Below are 21,752 nucleotides of genomic sequence, written 5' to 3'. Positions count from 1 at the left end.
CCCCGGGTCCGTGTGTCCCGGGGATATGGAGCGGCAATATCGCTATGAGGAGCTGACCCATCATTATGCCCGAGCTGCTTCGGACCCTTCTGGCCTTTGCCCTCGTTTTGGGTGTCTTGGTCTTCATTCACGAACTGGGCCACTATCTGGCCGCCCGCTGGCGGGGAGTGCATGTCGAAGTCTTCTCGATCGGCTTCGGGCGGCCCCTGCTCCGCTGGCACGACCGGGTGGGAACCGAATGGCGGCTGTGCCCCGTTCCGCTGGGCGGATACGTTAAGCCGCACGGGTTCGAAGGGCCGGAAGAAGCGACGCCGGAGCAGGTGGCCGCTTGGCTGCCGGGGCGCACCTTTCATGATAAGCCGGTATTGTCCAGGGCGATCGTGATTGCCGCCGGGCCGGTGTTCAATTTTCTTCTGGCCATCGTTCTGTTCGCCGGCCTGTTCATGGCGACGGGACGGCCGGAGATTCGCAATGTCGTGGGTCAGGTCGTGCCGGGCAGTGCGGCGGAGGCGGCCGGGGTGAAGCCGGAGGACGTGATCGTACGCATAGGCGCTCATGCAGTCTCTGACGTCGCAGATATCCAGGCCCGCATCACCGCGGAGCCAGGTGCGCACACCGAACTGGGCGTCCGCCGAGGCGATCAGGTGGTGACGTTGCCGGTGACCGTCGGAATTGTGACGGACAAGAACGGCGGTCGGACCGGTCAGCTTGGGGTGATGTTCACCGCGACGATCGGCAAGCCGATGACGCCACTGGCGGCGCTTGGTACTGCCGTGCAGGAGACGTGGCGCCTGACGGTTCAGACGCTGGATGGGCTGTGGCAGATGCTGACTGGCCAGCATAGCGCGAAGGATCTCGGCGGACCGCTGCGCATCGCGCAGATGTCGGGGCAGGTCGCGCAATATGGGGTGGCGAGCCTGGTGTCGTTCATGGCGCTTTTGTCGGTCAATCTGGGGCTGATCAACCTGTTCCCGATTCCCGTGCTGGATGGCGGGAGGCTGGTGTTCTACGGGCTGGAGGCACTGCTCGGCCGCCCAGTTTCGCGCCGGGTGCGCGATATCAGTTTCCAGGCGGGATTTGCGGTCATCGCGGGATTATTTCTGTTTTCTACATTTAATGATCTGTCCCATTTCGGCCTGTTTCGCTGGGTTGCGTCGCTGAGCGGTTGACGCCTCTGCATGTTGCGGCATGCGGGAGCTTGCGCGAGGGGGGGGATTTCGGATACGTCCGCCAAGCGGATATGATCGATCTCGTGCCCGGCGACTCTGTTCGCGTGGCGTGGTGTCAGGGTTCGCGGAGCGTCTGGTTTGGGGGAAGCCGAATTTGCCGACTAAACGTTCAACGCTTCTTGCGTCGGTTTGCCTCGTGCCGTTGTTTTTTGCCGGGACCGCCGAGGCTCGGCGCGGCGTTGCGGCGGCAGGTCATTCCTCGGCGACGCAATCGGCCCGGTCCGGCGGCGTCATCGAATCCATCCAGGTCACCGGCAACGACCGGATCGAGACCAGTACCGTCCTGTCCTATATGGTGGTGCAGCCGGGGGACCCGTTCAATCAGGACGAGCTCGATCGTTCGTTGAAGACGCTGTATGCCACAGGCCTCTTCCGCGACGTGACGCTACATCGCGCTGGCGACGTGCTCCAGGTGCGCCTAGCTGAGAACCCAATTGTCAATCGCATCGTTTTCGAGGGCAATCACGCTGCGAAAGACGAGGATTTGCGCAAGGTGATTTCGCTGCGGCCGCGCGCTGTGTTCTCGACTCAGATCACAGCGGCTGATCGCCAGAAGATCCTGGAGGTGTATGCAGGCAAGGCCCGCTATGCCGCGACTGTGACACCTCAGATTATCCGCTTGGCCCATAACCGGGTCGATGTGGTCTTCCTGATCAACGAAGCCCAGCAGACGCTGATCCACAAGATCTCATTCGTCGGCAACAAGGCGTTCAGCGAGGCTCGGCTGGCACAGGTCATTTCGTCGAAGGAAACGGCTTGGTACCGATTCTTCGCGTCCTCCGACGAATATAACCCCGAGCGTATTCGCTACGACTCGGAACTGCTACGCCGGTTTTATCTGCGCAACGGATTCGTCGATTTCCAGGTGCGCAACCAGACGGGCGAGTTGTCTCCGGACCGCAAGTCCTTCTATGTGACCTTTACGGTGGACGAAGGACCCCGCTACCGGCTGGGCAAGGTGAATATCCGTTCGTCACTGAAACATGTCAGCGCGGCGTCGATGCGTAAATATATCGAGTTGTTTGCGAATCAGTGGTACGACGGCAGCGCAGTGCAGCATAATGCCACCGACATGCAGGAAATCCTGCAGGGGCAGGGTTACCCGTTCGCCATGGTGCGGCCTGAAATCGCCCGAAACCCCGAACGTCACGTTGTGGACCTGCTGTTCGATGTCAGCGAAGGGCCGCGCGCTTATGTCGAGCGGATCGACATTAACGGCAACACGATCACGCAGGATGCCGTGATCCGTCGCCAGCTCCCAATGTCCGAAGGCGACCCGTACACGCCCACCGAACGGAAATACGCCAAGGCGATCCTGCAGGATCTTGGTTTCTTCAGCACCGTTTCGGTCGATCAGACCACCGGCTCCGCCCCGGACCGGACGAATGTGGCAATCAATGTTGTTGAGAAGCCGACAGGCGAATTCTCGCTGGGCGGCGGCTATTCGACCGATGTGGGTATCCTGGGCAATATCGGCCTGAAGCAGCATAATCTGTTGGGGTCGGGCGTCGATGCCGGCATTTCGGGTACGATGGCATATTACCAGAGGCAGGCAGATATATCGGTCAGCGACCCGTATTTCCTTAACCGCAACCTGGTGGCCGGCGTCGACCTGTTCGTCATCGAGAACAATTACCAGACCTATCAGAACTATTCGGAAGGGCGGTATGGCATCACGCTACGGATGGGGTATGCCTATACCAACCGCCTGTCCCAATCGTGGAGCTACACGCTGACGGATCGTCATGTCGACAATGCTTACAGCGACGCGTCGTGGTATATTCTGGACCAGACTGGCTGGTCGCTACTCTCGCAGCTCAGCACCACCCTGACCTACGACACGCGTGACAATCGGATGCAGCCCCATAGCGGCTACGTGGTGCGGCTGGGCGGTGATTTCGCCGGTCTGGGTGGCAATGAGCGCTATGTGCGCGGCAAGGTGGATCTCGGTTACTACATTCCGATGGATGACCTGACGGGCAACCATGATTGGACGCTGGCACTGACGGCTGGCGCGGGTGAGATCGCCAACTGGGGTGGCGGCCGCAGCGACATCATCGATAACTTCTATCTGGGTGGTAACACGCTGCGCGGCTTTCTGGACGGTGGTGCCGGGCCACGCAGCATGGGTATTCCTGCCTATACGTGGAACGGCCAATCCTATGCGATGCATTCGCAGGAGGATTTCATCGGCGGCCGTTTCCTCTATACCGCCTCGGCCACCCTTAATTTCCCGATGCCGTTCGGGGCCGATATGGGGATTCGCGGCCGCTATTTCGTCGATATGGGTGGGCTGGACGGGTTGCGTGTGTCGCGGCGCTATACATCTTATCCGCAGGACATGCCCCGTTACACGCCGGTTTATGGCGACACACTGACGCCCCGCGTCAGTACCGGCGTCGGCTTTGCGTGGAAGAGCCCGTTTGGCCTGATCAATATCGACCTTGGCATTCCGGTCCTGAAGCAGAAACATGACCGGACCCAATTGTTCCGCTTCGGCTTCGGCCAGCAATTCTGAGGTGACAATGCTTCGTTCACGTGGCGTATCCGCTTTGGTCGCGGCCGTCGTGCTGTCATGCGCCGGCACCTCCTGCGTTCCGGCCTGGGCGCAGGGAGCCGCGCCCGCCGGCGGAAATGCCGGCTGGTTCGTGCCCAAGACCGCCCAGCCGGCGCCAGCGGCTTCCGCCCCCCGTGGCCCGGCGCGTACGGCCCCCGTCCCCATGCCCGCGGCTCCCGCCGATGGCGATGAGACCCAGTCCCAGACGCCGCCTGTGCTGCCGCTGCCGCCCGTACCACCGTCGCCCGATATTCCGCGCGGCGTCGCCCCGCCGGTGCCGGTGATCGGCGTGATCAGCGTGCCTGACGTGATGCGTCTGTCGACCGCCGCGCAGCAGGCCGAGCGCGTGCTGGGCGGCCGGCGCGACGAACTGGCGCGCGACGCGCAGAAGGAGCAGGCTGGCTGGCGGGACGAGCAGCAGAAGCTGCAGGCCCAGGCGAAGAACATGGCCTCGGACCAAATCCAGCAACGTGAGCGCCACTTACAGGAGCGTGTGATCAGCGCCCAGCGCGACTTCCGCAACCGCAACCGGATCGTCCAGGAAGCGGCCCAGGTCTCGCTGGGGCAGATCGAGCGCGAGCTAGTCCAGATCATCCGTCAGGTTGCGAGCAGCCGGGGGATGAACGTGGTCCTGCATCGTGAACAGGTGGCCTTGAGCCAGGATGGGCTGGACATCACCCAGCAGGTCGCCGACCAGTTGAACAAAGTGCTGCCGACGGTGTTCATCCCGGCGGCGAATGTCGATCCCGAAGTGCTGGCGAAGTCGGGCACGATGCCGACCACTGCCGATGTCGAACGCCAGCAGCAGGAAGCTCCCGCCCCGGTTGTGGCCCCTGCTGCGGCCGCCCCCGCGGCGGCGCATCACTGAGCGGGAGCGGTACGCGATGGAAGGGCAGGTCGGCACCGCCCTGCCGGGTGACGGGCGGTTCTTCGAGCGGAGCGGCCCGTTTCCGCTCCAGAAGCTTGCGGAATGCGCCGGTGCGCGAACCGTAGGGGATGAGGGCACCGATCCAGACAGGCTGTATGCTGGCATAGCACCGCTGCAATCCGCCGGCCCGCAGGATGTCAGTTTTCTGGACAACCGGCGCTACGCGCCGTTGCTGGAGCAGACGCGGGCCGGCGTGGTGCTTCTGGCCCCCGCTTTCGTTGATCGGCTTCCCAAAGGGACGATCGGTCTGGTCTGCCAGACACCCTATCTGGCCTGGGCGCGGGTGGCCAGCCTGTTCCATCCGTTGCCGGCCGTGGTGCCGGGTATTCATCCGACCGCTCTGGTAGGCTTGGGCGCCGTCATTGATCCTTCGGCGCAAATCGGTCCCTTCGTGGTAATCGGGGCGGGGGCGTCCGTCGGGGCGGGAACCTGCATCGATTCGCATGCAGTGATCGGCGACGGGGTGCAGATCGGCGCACGTTGCCGGATTGGCGCTCAGGCCTGCGTGTCGCACGCTCTTCTGGGCGATCGAGTGACGCTGCTGGCCGGAGTGCGGGTTGGTCAGGAAGGGTTCGGGTTCGCAGTCGGTCCCGACGGTTTCGAGACCGTTCCCCAACTAGGGCGTGTGATCCTGGAAGACGGGGTGGAAGTTGGGGCGAACTCCACTATCGACCGGGGATCGTCACAGGACACTGTGATTGGCGCGGGCTCGCGGCTCGACAATCTGGTGCAGATTGGCCATAATGCTCGCTTGGGGCGCTGTTGTATCGTGGTTTCCCAAGCTGGGATATCAGGGTCTACGGAACTTGGCGATTTCGTTACCGTTGCTGCCCAAGCCGGCCTGATCGGCCATATTCGTATTGGCGCCAGGGCCCGGATCGGGGCGCAATGTGGCGTGATGTCGGACGTGGACGCGGGGGCTGATGTGATCGGCAGCCCTGCGATGCCGTTCCGGGAATTCTTCCGGAATGTGGCGGTGTTGCGGCGTCTGGCAAAAAAGGCGCCGCGCGAGGGAGGAGGCGAGGCCTGAGACAGCAGGCCCCCGGAATTTAACCGGGACAGGTGGGTGCTCGTATGAAAAGGCGCGTGGACCCGCAGTCCTGAGCAAAATGGTCGGACGACGTGAATAAAGAAGTAGAGGTTCCCGCGGTGGGCGACAGCCCGACCAGTATCGAATCGATTGACGTGATGCGGATCATGGAGGCGATTCCCCATCGCTATCCGTTCCTGCTGATCGACCGAATGGTCGATATCGTGCTGGGGTCTTCGGCGGTCGGCATCAAGAACGTCACGGCCAGTGAACCGCATTTCCAGGGGCATTTTCCGTCCCGCCCCGTAATGCCCGGCGTGCTGATCATCGAGGCGATGGCGCAGACAGCGGCGACTTTGGTCGTGCTGACTCTGGGGACGGCTTTCGAGGGCAAGCTGGTCTATTTCATGACCATCGACGGAGCCAAGTTCCGGCGCCCGGTGGAACCCGGCGATCAGTTGCGAATCCATGTCGAGAAGGAGCGCAGCCGCGCCAATGTCTGGAAATTCAAGGGCGTCGCGCGCGTGGACGGCGTATCTGTGGCCGAGGCGACGTTCAGCGCGATGATCATGGGCTGAAGCCGCCCAGGATCGGATTGAAACGTTCTGTTGCGGGGCGGCAGTTCCTCGCCAGAGAAAAATGCGATATCTGATATGATGGCGCGGCAATCCCAGAGGGATTGCCGCGCCATGTGTGAATACCGGCATGCAAACGGTTCCGGGGCCGGACCCTGCCATGGGAGAGCATATTGACCAATTTGGCACAGATGGACTCCGTAAGCCGGGCCGCTGAGATTCATCCCTCCTCGATCGTCGCCGACGGGGCTCGGATCGGACACGGGGTTCGGATTGGTCCCTGGTGTTCGATCGGTCCCGACGTGGTGATCGAGGATGGCGTCCACCTGATCGCCAACGTGATCGTCGACGGCCATACGCGGATCGGTGCTGGCGTCGTCTGCTATCCTTTTACAACGATCGGCATGGCGCCCCAGGACCTGAAATACCGGGGCGAGCCCACGCGTTGCATCATTGGGGCGCGGACAGTGATACGCGAGCATGTGACGATCCATCGCGGCACGGCGACTGGCAGCGGCGTGACGCGGGTGGGTGACGATTGCCTGATCATGGCGAATTCTCACGTTGCGCATGACTGCACGTTGGGGAACAGTGTGATCATCGTGAATAATGTCGTTATGGGTGGCCATGTCACGATCGACGACCAAGCGCGGATCATGGGAGCGGCAGCGCTGCATCAGTTCGTGCGAATCGGCCGCGCGGCGCTGGTCGGTGGCGTTTGCGGCGTCGAGGCCGATGTCATCCCCTATGGCAGCGTACTGGGAAATCGTGCCCGACTGGTGGGGCTGCATTGGATCTGGCTGAAGCGCAATGGCGTGCAGGCCGATGAGATGCATCGCCTGCGCCGCGCGTTCCGCGCTCTTTATCCTCGTGTGATGGAAGAGGAATCGACCGCGTTCAGCAGACGTTTGGCCGCGGTGCGGGCGGAATATGGCGATGAGCCCAAGGTGGCCGAGATCTTGGCCTTCATCGAGGCCCCTAGCCATCGAGGGCTGGTGCGCGTGGCTGGCGGTGGCGCGGCATCGATCGAATCGGACGGTGTCTAGGGGACCGTCTTCGGTATGACTGTCGGCGGCGGTCCGCGCCTGGTCGGAGATTGTGTGGGCATTCTGGCCGGTGGCGGGCCACTGCCCGGACAGGTGGCGCGAGCCGTTGAGGCGCTGGGGTTCCGTGTTTTTATCGTCGGGTTCCAGGATTTCGTCGAACCGCACGTGATCGACTCCTGGCCGCATAGGTATATCCGGCTGGCTGCTGCCGGCGAGATCTTGTCTTGTCTGCGGGCGGAAGGGTGCCGGGATCTGGTCCTGATCGGACCGGTGCGCCGGCCGTCTTTTTCCGATCTGCGCCCGGACGCAGCAGGTGCACGGATCATGGCGCGAATCGGGCGGGCGTTGTTCTCGGGCGATGACGGGCTGCTGGCGGCGATCGTGCGCGTGCTGGCAGAAGAGGGATTTACTATTCACGGTGCTCATGAATTCCTCTCCGGTTCGGTCGGGCGTTCCGGCATGCTGGGGCAGATTCGGCCCGATGCTGGAGCACTGGCCGATATCCGGCGCGGGCAGGATGTGGTCGAGGCGATGGGGCGGCTGGATATCGGGCAGGGCTGCGTGGTGCAGGATGGACTGGTGCTGGCCGTCGAGGCGATGGAGGGCACCGACCGGATGCTGCTGCGGGCCGGGGAATGCCGGCAACCAGGTCGGCCGGGCGGTGTTCTGGTTAAAATGCTCAAACCCGGGCAGGATCGCCGCGCCGATCTGCCGACGATCGGGCCGGATACCGTCCGGCGCGCGGCGGAGGTCGGATTGCGTGGCATCGCCTTTCAGGCCGGTGCCACTCTGATGACCGATCCGGCGGCCTGCATTGCCGCCGCCGATGAGGCTGGTCTGTTCCTGATCGGGATCGGTGACGGGGCGACGGGCATGCCGGCCGCCAGAACAGGAGAATGACGATGGCTCTCTATCTGCACACGATGGTGCGTGTCCGCAATCTGGATGCCAGCATTGCTTTCTACAAGCTGCTGGGCATGCATGAACTGCGTCGGCGCGAAGTGCCCGAGGGCGAATATACCCTGGTCTTCATCGGCTATGCTGATAACGCGGCCGGCCATGCGGAAATCGAGCTGACCTACAATTGGGGCAAGGATGACGGCTACGAGGTCGGAACCGGATTTGGCCATTTCGCAATTGGTGTGCCCGACGTGGCGGCGATGGTCGAGGCTGTGCGGGCCGGTGGCGGCAAGGTGACGCGCGAGGCGGGGCCGGTGAAATTCGGCGCCACCATCATCGCCTTTGTCGAGGACCCCGATGGGTACAAGATCGAACTGATCCAGCGCCCCTGATCGGGCGTTTGTAAGCGCGCGCTGGCGAGAATCCGGCGCGTGTTTCCTGTGCTTCGCTGATCGCGGCCCCTATGGCCGTCCCCCCTGAGGCTGGGAAACACGCGCCGGGCGCGTTGCTCAATATTCCGGCAATTGGCCCTTTACGGGCACCGAGGTCGGAACGTCGGGTGTGCCGGCGTAGGTGATCAGCAGGACCGTTTGCGTGTCGCCGGCCTGTCCATGATGGACATCGTCGACCGATTCTCCGAAAGCTTCGCCGGCATGATAGACGTGCGATTTGCCGCTTTCCCGGTCGGTGAGGGTGAGGGCGCCCTCCAGCACATATACTGCGTTGGGGATCGGGTGCTTGTGCCGCGGCAGGGCCGAATGAGCGGGAATCGTCAGGCGGATTATCGTCAGTTCCGGCTGCGCCGTTGGATAATGCGTGTAGGGTACGCCATTCCAGGAATGGTTGGTCTGCAACAGGATATCGCGATGGCCCGAAGCCACGGTCTGGGCCATCGCTGATGACGTGATTGCTGCGGCCGATAATGAGGCGGCAATCAGGACCGTGCGGATTGAGATCATCATGGCTCGTCCTCCTTCACGGCCGAGGGTGGTACAGGGCAGTCACCCACGTTCATGAAAAGATAGTTTAAGGTTGAGGCGCGCGATGGCCGCGCGTGAACCCGGGAGTGACGGATCTATCTGACGGGATATAGTCCCCTGTCGAATAGAGGGCCGGGAATGAGACGATACGACCCACGCGCCACGATGCGGATTCTTGCAGCGGCTTCCTGTATTGTCTGGCCTGCCATCGGGCAGGGACGGACGGTGGTGGACATGGCCGGGCAGAGTGTGACGGCTCCGGATCACCCGGCCCGGATCGCGGATCTGTGGTTCGCGCACAATGCCGTGACCATCATGCTTGGTGCCGCCGGGCGGATTGCCGTGACCAATGACCTGCCGACGACGCGGCCCTGGATGTATCGCGTGGCGCCGGATCTGTACCGGGCGGCCGGGGTGGCCGGGGCCGTGCCGAATGTGGAGATGCTGCGCCATGCAGGGGTGGATGTAGCGTTCGTCTCCAGCGGTTCGCCGGCTCTGGAACCGATGCGGCGGATCGGGTTGCCGGTGGTGCAGGCGGGATTCACCAACGAGGCCTCATTGCGGAGGGCGGTGGCGTTGACGGCGGAGGTGCTGGGTGATCCGCGCGCGCATGAGATTGCCGGGCGCTATGTGGCCAAGCTGGATGCGATGCGGGACCGGGTTGCGGCGGCCGTTGCCGACATACCAGAGGGCCACCGGCCGCGCGTACTGCATATCCAGTCACTGGTTCCGCTGAAAATTGATGGTACGCACACGATCATCGATGACTGGATCACGCAGGCCGGGGGGCGGAATGCGGCTGATATTCCAGGCGGCATGCATCCGGTTTCTGTGGAACAGATTGCCGCCTGGGACCCTGACATCATCATTCTGGGCGGCGATGCGGGGGTGTTCGATCCTGCCGCAGTCCAATGGGCGGGGCTGCGTGCGGTGCGCGCTGGGCGGATCTATCGCAATCCGGCGGGCGTGTTTCCGTGGGACCGGTATGGGATCGAATATCCGCTCCAGCTTCTGTGGACGGCGCGGATACTGTATCCGGACCGCTTCGCGATGGTCGGCATGAAAGAGGAAACAATAAGGTTTTATAAGGATTTTTTCGGATATGATCTGTCTTCCTCCGATGCCGCGCGCATCCTGGCGGCCAAGGGGCCCGGTAGCGCGCCATGACTGCGTGGCGCGAGCGCGCGCTGTGGGCCGTGGCGCTGGGAGGCCTGCTGCTCCTGATAGTGGTGTCACTTGGGCTTGGCCGGTATCGGGTGCCGCTCGGGGATCTGGTGGGGGTGCTGGTGGGGCATGACGGGGGGATGCCTGAGGGACGACGTGCCCTGCTGCATTCCATTGTGCTGGGCACGCGCCTACCGCGCATTGCCGGTGCGGTGGTTGTTGGAGGGGCGCTGTCGGTTTCGGGGGCTGGCTTCCAGGCCGTGTTCCGCAATCCGCTGGTGTCGCCCGGATTGCTCGGTGTGCTGGCCGGTGCCGGGTTCGGTGCCGCGCTGGGGATCGTGGCCGGGGCGTCGCCCATGGGCATGCATCTTCTGTCGTTTGCGGGTGGGGCCGTCGCGGTGGCGGTGGCGGTCGGTGTGGCGCGGCTGTTCGATGCGGTGTCGATGCTGATGCTGGTCTTCAGTGGGCTGGTCAGCACCGCCCTGTTCACCGCGCTGCTGTCGCTGTTGAAATATGTGGCCGATCCCGACCGGCAATTGCCCGATATCGTCTTTTGGCTGCTGGGCAGCTTGACGCAGGTGACGGGGGCTGATCTGGGCATGATGGCGGCCCCGGTGGCAATCGGGATTGTGGCGCTGACGCTTTGTGGGCGCATGTTGGATGCGTTGGCGATGGGCGATGATGAGGCGCGGACGCTGGGCGTGCCGGTTGGCGTGCTGCGTTATGGGGTGATTGCGGTCGCGACCGTGCTGTCGGCGGTGACAGTTTCCGTGGCGGGGATGATCGGCTGGATCGGGTTGATCGTGCCGCATGTCGCGCGGCTGCTGGCGGGGCCGTGCAATGCGCGGGTGCTGCCGCTGAGTGCCTGTCTGGGTGGGGCGTTCCTGCTGGTTTGCGACGATCTGGCGCGGTGCGTGTCGGTCGAGGAAATTCCTGTCGGGTTGATTGCGGATCTGCTGGGGGTTGTCGTCTTTCTGGGCGTGTTGCGGCTGATCCGGCGCGGGTGGGTGGAATGACCGGGCTGGTGGTCGATTCCCTGTCATTCGCGCGGGGCGGCAGGACGGTGCTGGACGGGGTGTCGTTCGCGATGCGGGCGGGCGAGATGGTCGCGCTGCTGGGGCCGAACGGGGCAGGCAAGACGACGCTGCTGCGGTTGGTGCTGCGGCTGTTGCGGCCCCGGTCGGGGCGGGTGCTGCTCGACGGGCGGGCGATCGCGGGCATGACGCGGCGCGTGCTGGCGACCCATCTGGCCTATGTGCCGCAGGGGCATGGGGTGGTCTTTCCCTATCGGGTGCGCGACGTGGTGGCGCTGGGGCGGCTGGCCGGAGGGGCGATGCTGGCGCCTGTCGTGCCGGCGGCCGATCGCGACGCCGCCGAGCAGGCGATGGCGCGGCTTGCGATCGGTCATCTGGCGGACCGGTCCTATGCCGCGCTGTCGGGGGGCGAGCGGCAGGCGGTCCTGATCGCGCGGGCGCTGGCGCAGGGAGCGCGGCTGCTGGTGCTGGACGAGCCGGAGACGGGGCTGGATTACGGCCAGCAACAGCGACTCTCCGGCCTGCTGCGTGGGCTGGCCGGTGAAGGGTATGGCATACTGGCCACGACGCATGACCCGCTGCGCGCTGCGCGGAATTTCAGCCGCGCGATTTTGATGCGCGAGGGCCGGCTCGTTGCTGACGGGCCGGCCGCCGAAATGCTGTCGGCGCAGGCGATTGCCGATCTTTACGGATTTACGGCCGTTTCGGCTCCGCCTGCATGACGAAGTGCAGTTTGCCGCCGTTGAGGATGTCCTGCTGTCGCAGGTGCAGCAGGTCCTGCGGCTTGCCGTTGAGGGTCACGGCCGCGACATAGGGATGGGCGGCATCCAGATGGTCGGCCACCATGGTGAAGGTCCGGCCATTGGGCAGGTGGATCGCGGCCCTGGGCACGAACGGGCGGCCGATCGTGTAGTCGTTGCTGCCGGGTGCGACGGGATAGAAGCCCAGCGCGGTGAACAGGTACCACGCCGATGTCTGCCCCAGATCGTCATTGCCGGCCAGCCCGTCGGGGCGGCCACTATATTGGCTGTCCATGATCTGTTTCAGGCGCTGCTGCGTCTTCCACGGGGCGCCGGCATAGTCGTAGAGATAGGCGATATGGTGGCTGGGTTCGTTGCCGTGGGCGTACCAGCCGATCAGGCCGCTGATATCCTCCACATTCTTGAATTGCGCGGGATCGACCTTGGTATCGAACAGGGCGTCGAGCCTGGCGATGAAGGGCGCATCGCCCCCCATCGTCGCGATCAGGCCGGGGACGTCCTGCGGCACGAACCACAGATATTGCCAGGCATTGCCCTCGGTATAATCGCTGCCATAGGCTGCGGGGGCGGGATCGAAGGGCGTGTGGAATGCCCCGGTGCTGAGGCGCGCGCGCATGAAGCCGGTTTGCGGGTCCCATTCGTTGCGCCAGTTGCCGGCGCGTTTTTCGAACTGCTCTGCGATGCGTGTCCGGCCCATCGCGCGTGCCATCCGTGCCAGGGACCAGTCGTCATAGGCGTATTCCAGCGTCTTGGAGCCGGCCTCGGCTTCCTTGTCGATCGGGACATAGCCGAGCCTGATGTAATCCGTCAGGTCGCCATAGACGGGCGAGGTGGCGGAGGCGACCATGGCGTTCAGCGCCGCGTCCGCGTCGAAGCCGCGCACGCCCGCGAGATAGGCATCCGCGATGATCGGCACGGCGTGATAGCCGGTCATGCACCATGTCTCCAGCCCCTGGTAGGACCAGACCGGCAGCACGCCCACCGGGCTGGCCTGCTGTGCCGCGATCAGCGACCGCACGAATTGCGTGCTCATGTCCGGGCGCAGCAAGGCCATCAGCGGCTGCTGGGCGCGATAGACATCCCATGTGGACCAGGTGGAGTAGAAGCCGAAGCCCTGCGCCTTGTGTATTTCCTGATCCGGGCCGCGATATTCGCCGTTGGTATCCATGCTCAGGGTCGGGGCCAGCATCGCGTGATAGAGGGCGGTATAGAATTGCGTGCGCTGGTCCGGCGTGCCGGCGACGTCGATCACCGACAGGGCCCGGTTCCACATGGCTGTGGCCTCGGCGTGGCGGGCGTCGAAATCCCAGCCCTGACCTTCCTTGTCGAGATTGGCGATGGCGTTCGTCTCGCTGACGGGGGAGATCGCGACCTTTACCCCCAGCGGGCCATCCAGCATGCCGAAATCGAATACTGCCTGCACCGCGCGGCCGTTTTGTACATTCTGGTCCACCGGTGCGTTGCCCGGCCCGCGAAAGCCGCGATAGAGGACGTTGGTTTCCCGGTTGTAGAGCGTGCGTGCGGTCATCGGGCGGGAGAAGCGCATTGCGAAACAGAGCGTGCGCCCCGGAGCCCAGCCGCGCGTGGTGCGGCAGCCTGTGACCGTGCCGTCCTCGCGCACCCGCAGGCGGGTCCATAGTACCTTGCCCGGATAGTCGTAGATGCTGGGCCGCAGATCCAGAAGCACATGGGCAGGCTTGCCCGTGGGGAAGGTGTAGCGGTGCCAGCCTACGCGCAGCCCGGCCGTCAGTTCGGCGCGGACCGCGTAATCATCCAGCGTGACGGCGTAATAGCCGGGATGTTCGACCTCGGTCGTGTGACTGAAGCGCGAGCGGTAGCCGCTTTGCGGTTTGGCCGGGTCGCCCGGTTCCATCCGGACATCGCCGGAGATGGGCATCAGCAGCACGTCGCCGAGGTCGGAATGTCCGGCGCCGGAGAAATGCGTGTGCGAAAACCCCATGATGGTGGGGTCATTGTACTGATAGCCACCGGCCCAGTCATAGGCGTGGTGGAATTCCGGCATTGCGGTGTCGGGGGAGGGCTGGATCATGCCGAACGGCACCGTCGCCCCCGGAAATGTATGCCCCGGTCCGCCGGTGCCGATGCGCGGGTCCACCATGGCGGCCGGGCCCCCGCTCATGTCTCCGGCAGCGTGCGCGGGGCCGGAGGGCAGGGCGATTGCGAGCGCCAGCGTGGCGGACAGGCAGTAAAGGGGCGGGCGACGCGTCATGAAGGGACCTTGGTTCCGGCGATGGATCGTTCTGGCGGCGGAGTGTCGCACATCGCGCGGCGTTTCCTAGACCCCCAGCGTCCGGCGCTCGGTCTCGTCGATCCAGCCGAGATCGAACATGTCCTGCGTGATCCATTCGAAATCGGGTTGCGTGACGTCTTCCGCGATGAAGGTGACGGGTTCGGGCGTCGTCTTTTCGTCCAGTGTCGCGACGGTCGCGCGGGAGGGCAGGGCGAGGCCACCTTTCTCGGGTGGGCGGGCGAGGTCCTGGGCGATGGCATGCCGGTTGTCCGCTGCCCGGCAGTAGGACACGGCGTCGCGCAGGGCGGCCTTGAGGGGGGGCGGCGCTGTTGGCGATCGTGTCCGAAATGACTAGGAGTTTTTCGAGGTGGGGCGGCATGACGGTGGATGAGCCGCCGACCAGGAAGCCGAGGCCACGCAGGCAGGCTTCGGTGCCCCATGAGGGACCGACGCAGCCGACGCTCATGCCCACCAGCCCGGTCAGGACGCCGACCTGATGGGGGAAGCGTGTCGGCACGATCTGGAACACGGCGCCATTGCCCAGTCCCAGCGCGAGCATGCCGGCGAAGAAGGCCGGAAAGGCCAACCAGATGGTGGGCAGGCCGCAGCCGATCAGGGCGAAGATCGCGGCGGCGAGTCCGTAGAGGATGCATAGCGCGCGGTCGCCGCCGACACGGTCGGCCAGGGCGCCCCCCAGCGGGCGGACGAAAGAGCCCGCGAACACGACCAGCGCCGTGCAACTGCCCGCCACGGCCGGCGACAGGCCGTATTGATCGTTGAAATAGATGGTCAGGAACGAGGCGAGGCCGACGAAGCCGCCGAAGGTGACGCCGTAGAAGAACATCAGCGCCCAGCAATCGGGTTTTTTCAGCACCGGCAGCCAGGCGACGAAGCCGGCGCTGGGGCGGCGGGGTGGCTCCTTGGCCAGGAACAGGAAGGCGGCAAGGACGGCGGCCAGTGGGAGCGTGGCCAGGCCCAGCACGTTCACCCAGCCATAGAGCACCGCCAGGCCGGGAGCGAACAGGGCGGCGAGCGCGGTGCCGGAATTGCCGGCGCCCGCGATGCCAGCGCCGTGCCCTGATAATGGGGCGGATACCAACCCGAGGCGAGGGGAAGGGCGACGGCGAAGGAGGCGCCGGCCACGCCCAGGATCAGCGCGACGGGGAACAGACCGAGATAGGTATGGGGGGCGATGAGCCAGGTCGCGGCCAGGCCGGCGATGACCAGAAGCTGCAGGGAGATGGCGACGCGGCGGGGGCCGAAATGATCGACCAGCGCGCCGGCGGCGACGCGGAACAGCGCCCCGGCCAGCACCGGTATGGCGACCAGGAAGCCCTTCTGCCCGGCATTGAGGTGCAGGTCGCGCGAGATCGCGATCCCCAATGGGCCGAGCAGCACCCAGACCATGAAGGAAACGTCGAAATAGAGAAACGCGGCAAGAAGCGTGCGCGGATTGCCGGCTTTGAAAAATCCCTTGTCCACGGTGCAGCATCCAGCGCCCACCCTGTATCAGGGGGACGCGCCCTCGGCGGGCATGAAAGCCGTCTTTGACTTCCCGGTGTCTCGTTGTGTCGCTTCGACCGCTCCCGGCCTATCCGCCGCCGTTGGCGGGAACCGATATGGAGTGGGATCCGCTGCTTATTGTGCGGCAAGAATGATATGGAGTCAAAATAATATTTCGTCGAACGTAAGGGCGTCTTTTCCGCGGCGGGCGGCGGCCGGTCGGAGACTGCTTTCCGCTGCCGCGGGGCGGTGGTCCGGCAGCATATGATCGGATGGTCCGGTCACATCGCCGGCGAAGGTGTGAAGCGGAGCGGAAAATCGGCTCGCCGGCGATATCTATATTTTTGCAACGGCTCAGAACGAAGAACGAGAGAGGTTCGCGCAGCGGGGGTTTGGCGGACACATTTTCAGACACCCGTCTCTAAATCTTATCCACTTCCGCATCCGATCTGATCCATTCCATTGTCGTCACGATTTGTCGCTTTCGGCGAATGGCAGGGAGACGGAAAAGCGTGAAGATCAAAGTTACAAAGGACAGGAGAGGCCATGCATCCGTCTGGACGCAGCCCATTCGCGCCATGTTCCTTGGTCTGTGTCTTTTTGTCGGTCTGGGGTCTGGTGTCGGGGAAGCGTTCGGAAAGACGCCCGTCATTTTCGATGAGGATATCGATAACCTGATCGGTGGTAATGCTGATCCATTGACCATGCTGCTTCATGCGGAAAACATCCAGATCCTGGGCGTGACGACGCTTAGCGGCGATGGCTGGGTGCGGCAGGGAACGGAATATGCTTTGAAGTTACTGGAGCTACAAGGACGCTCATCGATACCTGTCTATAGGGGGGCGGAATTTCCCCTGGTGCAGAGTCCGGCCGAATTTGTGCGCGATACGCGTATCTATGGCGGTGTTCGGACGGACCCATGGCTTGGGGCTTATGCGGCGCATAGTCCTGCAGCCTCGACGGTCATCGCGCCGCAGGGAGGCTTTGCCAAGGTTCGTGAGCAGGCGGTTCCGGCAGCCCAGTTCATTGTCGATGCCGTGAGGGCGCATCCCCACCAAATCGTCATCTATTGTGGTGGACCGCTTACGAACCTGGCGCTGGCAATCAATCTTGCGCCTGATATTGTTCCGCTCATCAAAGAGGTCGTGTTCATGGGGACGAGCCCGGAGTTGCAACCTCGGACGGTCAACGTCCTGCTGGATCCGGAAGCAGCCGCCCGCGTCCTGCACGCAGCCTGGCCAAGACTTACTATTTTTACTGTCGATCTTGCCGAAAAGGTGCGCCGTGACATCGAATTGGCTCGTGCCGTTTCTGCTGGTGGCAATGAACCGATCGCCAAGCTCTATAAGAAGTCTGTCGTCGATCCTTACGACCGGGGGGAGACCATAAAATGGTTCCGGATGCCCGATGAATTGATGGCGGCTTATCTTGTTGATCCAAGTATTATTACATCTTCACGGCAATATTTCGTAGATGTCGATCTGTCTCTCGGGCTTGAGCGGGGTGCCTCGGTTTATTGGGACGTCACGCCCAAAGGATATGGCGGAGCACCATGGCCACGCGGGCATGAAGGACCTGGCATGCAAATGGCTGTTCCCGCCGCCGATGCACAGATTGCCGATGTACCAACCGATTTCGACGTACAGCGCTTTCGGCGTCTCTTTCTCGCGCTCATGACCCGTTCGTAGCGATCGAGCTTTTCTCTCTATCTCAGTTTCTTCGGAGAACAAAAGAAATGTATAGGGTCAATACGGGCATGCGTCATTGCCTGGTTGCGTCGACCGTACTGCTCGGCTTCATGTTTGTGAAGGCCGCTGCCGCAGCGGAGCGTGGTGCTCCTCCTGGTCACAAAGCCACCAGATCCATGCCCGTTGCGACCCGTCGCCCGATCCAGACGAGGGTCGCGTCGCATCCAGCGAATCCTGTGATGGCCCGGTCATCTGAGATGTTGACGGTCGCGGGCAGCCAGCATGCGCTTTACGGCGGGGGCGGTATGATGAAGATCGAGACCGCGCCGTATAGTATCCAGACGATCGGCAAGCAATATATCGACATGCTCTCGCCGACGGCAACCGTGCTCGACATCGCCAAGATGTCCCCCAGCATGAATGTCTCGACGGCTGATACGTCCGGTATGCAAGGTGGTCAAATTCAGTCACGAGGCCTGACGGATGCGGACATGGGGCTGATGCTCAACGGTGCTCCCGCAACGGCAGCCAACTATCTCAACGAAGATGCCGACGCGGAGAACGTCGAAAGAGTTACGGTAACGCCGAGCTCCTCGCGGATTGACCTTCCGGTGACAGCGGCGGCCGGCGGCGTGCTGGACGAAACCACGCATACGCCACTCGACAAGGCTGGAGGTATGGTGGATTTCTCTTACGGCACGAATAACATGTCGCGAGAGTTTATCCGTCTGGAATCCGGTGACATCGCGCACAGTGGTATGAAGGGATATTTTTCTTTTTCCAATACCCATGCCCGCTCGTGGCTCGGGGCTGGAATCAACGACCGTAAGCATATCGATTTCGGCTTGCGGAAGAGCTGGGCCAACGGATCGACGAGCGATTTCTTCATATCCTGGAATTCCGAAGACTTTGTCATCGATGTGAAACCAACGGTTGCTCAGTTCGAGCAATATAAACACACCGGTGTTAGTTATGGTCGTAATGCCGAATATGTTTCCGGTAATTACTGGAAGAATAACATCGACCATTGGAACCAGATTTTTCTTTCGGCGCATCAGCATTTCGTGATCACACCCCATGTCACGCTGGACATAACGCCTTATTATACGTTAGGCCGGGGCTGGGATGGTTCGAATGGCGGCACGACAAGCTCGGCGACGCCCTATTATTACGCCGATGGCATGCTTGCACCGGCGGGAACGCAACTGACATCCTATTTTCAGCAATATGCTGATGAGCGGGTCGGCGTGATGGCCAATTTCGGAGTGGATCTGGACCGGCATAATCGACTCCAGTTTGGCTACTGGTTTGAAAATTATGCGACACCTCGCGGTCTACCGAAAAGTTTCACGATGTCAGATGGCGAAAACCCGAGCCCAAACTGGGAGCAGTATATGGTCTTCGTCAAGAATGCAGCGGGACAACTGGTTCACAATACGATTTATACAAATGCTGGAGATGAGCTGCACTCTCTCTTTATTGAAGATGCGGCAAAATATTTTCAGGATCGCTTGACGGTGGCAGCCGGGTTCAAATATGTCATGACAAATTACTGGGACAACGTCGTCTCGACGAGTTCCAATCGTACCTACGGCACGAATACGACGGCTCCTCTGCCTCATTTGTCGATCGGATATCATTTCGATCGCGAGAATCAGATTTATCTCAATGCCGAAGGCGATTTCCGTCAGCCCAGCCCGAATGCCCTGACCATCAACAGCAAGGGGGAGATGCCCAAGCCACAATATTCCATCAAGGAAGAACTGGGCTACCGTTACGCCGGTCCAGTGCTGATCGTCGATCTCTCGTTTTTCAACATCAACATCACCAACCGCCTGCTGACGACATATACGTCCACCACGCAGAGTGGGACGATCAACGCAGGCAACCAGACTTCCCGCGGATTCGACGCCATGCTGTCGACGCATCCCTGGCATCATTTCAGTCCGTTCTTCGGCTTTGAATATCTGCATTCAACGTTCGATACGAATATTCCCTACGCGACCTCCTATTTGCCGACAAAAGGCAAGCAGGCCATCGCCTCGCCGCATGTCATCACCAGTGCGGGCCTGAGTTACGATGATGGGCATTTCTTCGGCAACCTGTCGTTGAAGTATGTCGGACCTCAATCTGTCACGCTCGTCGGCGACCAGCGCATGCCTGGCTACATGACCGATTCCGTGTCGATCGGGTATCATTTCAAGCCGATCAGCTTTATGAAATCACCGACTTTTCGTTTGAACTTTCGTAATCTTACGGGATCTGTCGTTCGCAGCAGTATTTATGGCACCGCAATCAATCGCTATGCGGTGACGCTTATCAACGGAATGGCTGGCCCTTCCACCGGTTCAGGTGCCCAGTTCTGGCTCGAGCCGCGCTTTTCAATGACCGGAACTATTTCCACGTCCTTCTAAGCTGGACTTTGGCGGTTTGCACGGCAGAGCAGACGGTTGTGGTTTCGCCCCACCATACGGCCGGATTTTGCGGGCGGCATCGCCAGTGATGGCTGCCGTCCGCCTGTCCGGCGGGGCCGGCCCAGTATCCTTGCGGTATGCGGAGGCGGCGGGTCGGACAGCCTGGCGTCCGAGCACAGATAACTGGCGATGCACGCCCGGTCCCTGACCGCGTTGAGCCGGTCGATCGCGGCATAGGAATTGTTGGTGATGGCAATGATCCTGCGCCCTGTCCGCCGGTCCAGCGTATCGTCGATCCGGATGATGACCGGACCGTCACGCGCCAGAGCCGGAATCGGCCAGACGAACAGCGTCCTGGCTGGCGCCAAGGTGCTCCGGCGATTGCCGTGTTACCGGATTGACTGAACCTGCACCGCGCGTTCAGGTCCGATTGATCATATGTTCCGCGACCTGACCCAGGCAGGTGGCGACACGTTTAATGACAGAGCTTGTTCCTGCTGAGGCCGATAATGACGAGAATATTCCTGTTTTAAGGGAATTTAAAAAAGTGTTATCCGTTGGAATCCAGGAAATTTTATTTTCTTCTATTTCATCTATATACCCAACTTTTGTGTAGCATCCGATTCCAACGCCTTGCATGATGAGTTTTTTTACGAAACCTATTTCGTTGCTTCTGCAAACACTGCTGGCCGCACGGCGAAATGCGATATAATCGAGATTGTCGGAGGCTGGTTGCGGTAGTGGTTCCATGGGAAGAAGCAAGCGGTAGTTGAGCATCTCGTTCAACGAGATGATGCTTTGAGAGGCCAGCGGATGTGCGGAAGAAACGATGGCGCCGCTAGGCGTGGAAAAGATGGCATGAGTCAAAGTGACAGGGCTGCTCGGTAATAAAAACGTAATAACGATATCCGTTTGTCCATGCTGAAGCTTGTATAGCATGTCCGACGGTCTGCCAGCCACGACCGAGAAGGTGACTTCCGGCATTTCTGTGGTGAGAGTCATAATGGCGGATGGTATTATGGAAACCATAAAACTATCCAAAGTATGTATCCGGACGTGATGTTTCCCTGTCTTCTTGATTTCTTCGAGAGTATTTAGCATTCCGTGATAGTCGGAGAACGATTTTTCAATGTATTCTAAAACTATCTTGCCAAATTCTGTTGGCACCATGCCATTCAAGGTTCTTTCAAAGATCCTGCCGCCGAGTTCCTGTTCCAATTTTGATAATTGACGATTGATGGCGGATGGAGCGACCCGGAGTGTCATTGCGGCTTTTCGAATTGAGCCGCTCCTGGCAACTTGTTGGACATAAAAGGAAGCTGTTGACTGGATCAAATTTCAGTTCCTCAGTTTTTCGCCAATAATTTCCCAATTCGTTTGCTGACGTCTACACAATCAGCGGGTGAGGCAGAAGGGCAGGCTGAATTTTATAAGAGTCCTATGAGCCTTGTCTTTGGTGCTCCATTGCTCGTTATTTTATCAGAATATATGTATCTTTAGCAACTTCTCGGCTGTGATGCGGGAGCATCCGGCTTTCAGTGAGATATTGCGGCGTCTCCAGCAACCTGGAGTGATCCAGCTTCCTCCAATGTGCCCCAGTTTCAAGTCGGCACTCGTTTGGCGGAAGATATGTGATTGAGGATCTTGATCCTCGCATTGGAATTCCAGTTGGTCGAACATGCGCCGCCTGCG

18 protein-coding genes and 1 pseudogene are annotated in these 21,752 nt (G+C 61.6%); 13 read left to right on the top strand and 6 right to left on the bottom strand.

All coding sequences use genetic code 11. The annotated features are described in order from the left end of the window. The first annotated feature begins 65 nt into the window (after positions 1-65). The 8 genes from rseP (at position 66) to gloA (ending at position 8,657) form a co-directional block, all read left to right on the top strand. Complete coding sequence (gene rseP / locus HLH35_RS13870) at positions 66-1,169, top strand: RIP metalloprotease RseP (protein ID WP_182979698.1); 1,104 nt, start codon at positions 66-68, stop codon at positions 1,167-1,169. A 292-nt stretch (positions 1,170-1,461) separates the two neighbouring features. Next, complete coding sequence (gene bamA, locus HLH35_RS13865) at positions 1,462-3,747, top strand: outer membrane protein assembly factor BamA (RefSeq protein ID WP_338029358.1); 2,286 nt, start codon at positions 1,462-1,464, stop codon at positions 3,745-3,747. A gap of 7 nt (positions 3,748-3,754) precedes the next feature. Further along, positions 3,755-4,654, top strand: a complete 900-nt coding sequence (locus HLH35_RS13860) for an OmpH family outer membrane protein (RefSeq protein WP_182979696.1) — start codon at positions 3,755-3,757, stop codon at positions 4,652-4,654. Between the two features lie 16 nt (positions 4,655-4,670). Continuing rightward, positions 4,671-5,744 carry a UDP-3-O-(3-hydroxymyristoyl)glucosamine N-acyltransferase gene (gene lpxD, locus HLH35_RS13855; protein ID WP_182979695.1) on the top strand — a complete coding sequence of 358 codons (1,074 nt, stop codon included), beginning with the start codon at positions 4,671-4,673 and terminating at the stop codon, positions 5,742-5,744. A 92-nt stretch (positions 5,745-5,836) separates the two neighbouring features. Further along, positions 5,837-6,322, top strand: coding sequence for a 3-hydroxyacyl-ACP dehydratase FabZ (gene fabZ, locus HLH35_RS13850; protein ID WP_182965400.1), 486 nt, complete (start codon positions 5,837-5,839; stop codon positions 6,320-6,322). Between the two features lie 188 nt (positions 6,323-6,510). Beyond that, positions 6,511-7,365, top strand: a complete 855-nt coding sequence (lpxA, locus tag HLH35_RS13845; RefSeq protein WP_182979746.1) for an acyl-ACP--UDP-N-acetylglucosamine O-acyltransferase — start codon at positions 6,511-6,513, stop codon at positions 7,363-7,365. Positions 7,366-7,380: 15 nt separating this feature from the next. Then, the gene (locus HLH35_RS13840) at positions 7,381-8,265 is read left to right on the top strand and encodes an LpxI family protein (RefSeq protein WP_182979694.1); all 885 of its coding nucleotides are present in this window, start codon (positions 7,381-7,383) and stop codon (positions 8,263-8,265) included. Between the two features lie 2 nt (positions 8,266-8,267). Further along, positions 8,268-8,657, top strand: a complete 390-nt coding sequence (gloA, locus tag HLH35_RS13835) for a lactoylglutathione lyase (RefSeq protein ID WP_182979693.1) — start codon at positions 8,268-8,270, stop codon at positions 8,655-8,657. A 117-nt stretch (positions 8,658-8,774) separates the two neighbouring features. Here the strand turns inward: gloA and HLH35_RS13830 are convergent, their stop codons facing one another. Then, positions 8,775-9,224, bottom strand: a complete 450-nt coding sequence (locus HLH35_RS13830) for a cupin domain-containing protein (protein WP_182979745.1) — start codon at positions 9,222-9,224, stop codon at positions 8,775-8,777. Positions 9,225-9,383: 159 nt separating this feature from the next. On the opposite strand from HLH35_RS13830, the gene HLH35_RS13825 reads away from it, so the two are divergent. Genes HLH35_RS13825 through HLH35_RS13815 form a run of 3 tightly spaced genes read left to right on the top strand, consistent with a single transcriptional unit; the run spans position 9,384 to position 12,165 of the window. Next, entirely contained in the window at positions 9,384-10,412 is a 1,029-nt protein-coding gene (locus HLH35_RS13825) for an ABC transporter substrate-binding protein (protein ID WP_182979692.1), read from the top strand. After that, the gene (locus tag HLH35_RS13820; RefSeq protein ID WP_182979691.1) at positions 10,409-11,425 is read left to right on the top strand and encodes a FecCD family ABC transporter permease; all 1,017 of its coding nucleotides are present in this window, start codon (positions 10,409-10,411) and stop codon (positions 11,423-11,425) included. Before HLH35_RS13825 ends, HLH35_RS13820 begins: the two co-directional genes overlap by 4 nt. Then, positions 11,422-12,165, top strand: coding sequence for an ABC transporter ATP-binding protein (locus tag HLH35_RS13815; protein WP_182979690.1), 744 nt, complete (start codon positions 11,422-11,424; stop codon positions 12,163-12,165). Before HLH35_RS13820 ends, HLH35_RS13815 begins: the two co-directional genes overlap by 4 nt. Here the strand turns inward: HLH35_RS13815 and HLH35_RS13810 are convergent. The 3 genes and pseudogenes from HLH35_RS13810 to HLH35_RS13800 form a co-directional block, all read right to left on the bottom strand. Next, positions 12,137-14,434, bottom strand: a complete 2,298-nt coding sequence (locus HLH35_RS13810; protein ID WP_182979689.1) for a GH92 family glycosyl hydrolase — start codon at positions 14,432-14,434, stop codon at positions 12,137-12,139. The genes HLH35_RS13815 and HLH35_RS13810 overlap by 29 nt on opposite strands. 66 nt (positions 14,435-14,500) lie before the next feature. After that, positions 14,501-14,746 carry a hypothetical protein gene (locus HLH35_RS13805; protein WP_182979759.1) on the bottom strand — a complete coding sequence of 82 codons (246 nt, stop codon included), beginning with the start codon at positions 14,744-14,746 and terminating at the stop codon, positions 14,501-14,503. Positions 14,747-14,900: 154 nt separating this feature from the next. After that, positions 14,901-15,937, bottom strand: a pseudogene (locus tag HLH35_RS13800) (MFS transporter); the annotation flags it as partial. Between the two features lie 533 nt (positions 15,938-16,470). Here HLH35_RS13800 and HLH35_RS13795 point away from each other — a divergent pair. Together HLH35_RS13795 and HLH35_RS13790 are read left to right on the top strand one after the other, a co-directional pair. Next, positions 16,471-17,646, top strand: coding sequence for a nucleoside hydrolase (locus HLH35_RS13795; protein WP_182979688.1), 1,176 nt, complete (start codon positions 16,471-16,473; stop codon positions 17,644-17,646). 47 nt (positions 17,647-17,693) lie between these two features. Beyond that, on the top strand, positions 17,694-20,060 hold the full coding sequence (locus HLH35_RS13790) for a TonB-dependent receptor (protein ID WP_246385097.1): 2,367 nt from the start codon (positions 17,694-17,696) through the stop codon (positions 20,058-20,060). On the opposite strand, the gene HLH35_RS13785 is transcribed toward HLH35_RS13790, so the two are convergent. Further along, positions 20,057-20,428, bottom strand: coding sequence for a hypothetical protein (locus tag HLH35_RS13785; protein WP_182979687.1), 372 nt, complete (start codon positions 20,426-20,428; stop codon positions 20,057-20,059). The two genes, HLH35_RS13790 and HLH35_RS13785, sit on opposite strands and share 4 nt — an antisense overlap. A 52-nt stretch (positions 20,429-20,480) precedes the next feature. Continuing rightward, positions 20,481-21,395: a LysR family transcriptional regulator gene (locus tag HLH35_RS13780; RefSeq protein ID WP_182979686.1), complete on the bottom strand. Its 915-nt coding sequence runs from the start codon at positions 21,393-21,395 to the stop codon at positions 20,481-20,483. Positions 21,396-21,752: the final 357 nt, after the last annotated feature.

Origin of the sequence: Gluconacetobacter asukensis, assembly GCF_014174375.1 — a bacterium.
Lineage (GTDB): Bacteria > Pseudomonadota > Alphaproteobacteria > Acetobacterales > Acetobacteraceae > Gluconacetobacter > Gluconacetobacter asukensis.
The sequence above is the reverse complement of the archived record's forward strand: the minus strand, read 5'-3'. Positions and strand labels throughout refer to the sequence as shown.

Bases quoted from the DNA above. Each gene is read 5' to 3' on its own strand.
- rseP (WP_182979698.1), top strand. From the start codon at position 66: ATGCCCGAGCTGCTTCGGACCCTTCTGGCCTTTGCCCTCGTTTTGGGT.
- HLH35_RS13860 (WP_182979696.1), top strand. From the start codon at position 3,755: ATGCTTCGTTCACGTGGCGTATCCGCTTTGGTCGCGGCCGTCGTGCTG.
- lpxD (WP_182979695.1), top strand. From the start codon at position 4,671: ATGGAAGGGCAGGTCGGCACCGCCCTGCCGGGTGACGGGCGGTTCTTC.
- lpxA (WP_182979746.1), top strand. From the start codon at position 6,511: ATGGACTCCGTAAGCCGGGCCGCTGAGATTCATCCCTCCTCGATCGTC.
- HLH35_RS13840 (WP_182979694.1), top strand. From the start codon at position 7,381: ATGACTGTCGGCGGCGGTCCGCGCCTGGTCGGAGATTGTGTGGGCATT.
- gloA (WP_182979693.1), top strand. From the start codon at position 8,268: ATGGCTCTCTATCTGCACACGATGGTGCGTGTCCGCAATCTGGATGCC.
- HLH35_RS13830 (WP_182979745.1), bottom strand. From the start codon at position 9,224: ATGATCTCAATCCGCACGGTCCTGATTGCCGCCTCATTATCGGCCGCA.
- HLH35_RS13825 (WP_182979692.1), top strand. From the start codon at position 9,384: ATGAGACGATACGACCCACGCGCCACGATGCGGATTCTTGCAGCGGCT.
- HLH35_RS13820 (WP_182979691.1), top strand. From the start codon at position 10,409: ATGACTGCGTGGCGCGAGCGCGCGCTGTGGGCCGTGGCGCTGGGAGGC.
- HLH35_RS13815 (WP_182979690.1), top strand. From the start codon at position 11,422: ATGACCGGGCTGGTGGTCGATTCCCTGTCATTCGCGCGGGGCGGCAGG.
- HLH35_RS13810 (WP_182979689.1), bottom strand. From the start codon at position 14,434: ATGACGCGTCGCCCGCCCCTTTACTGCCTGTCCGCCACGCTGGCGCTC.
- HLH35_RS13790 (WP_246385097.1), top strand. From the start codon at position 17,694: ATGTATAGGGTCAATACGGGCATGCGTCATTGCCTGGTTGCGTCGACC.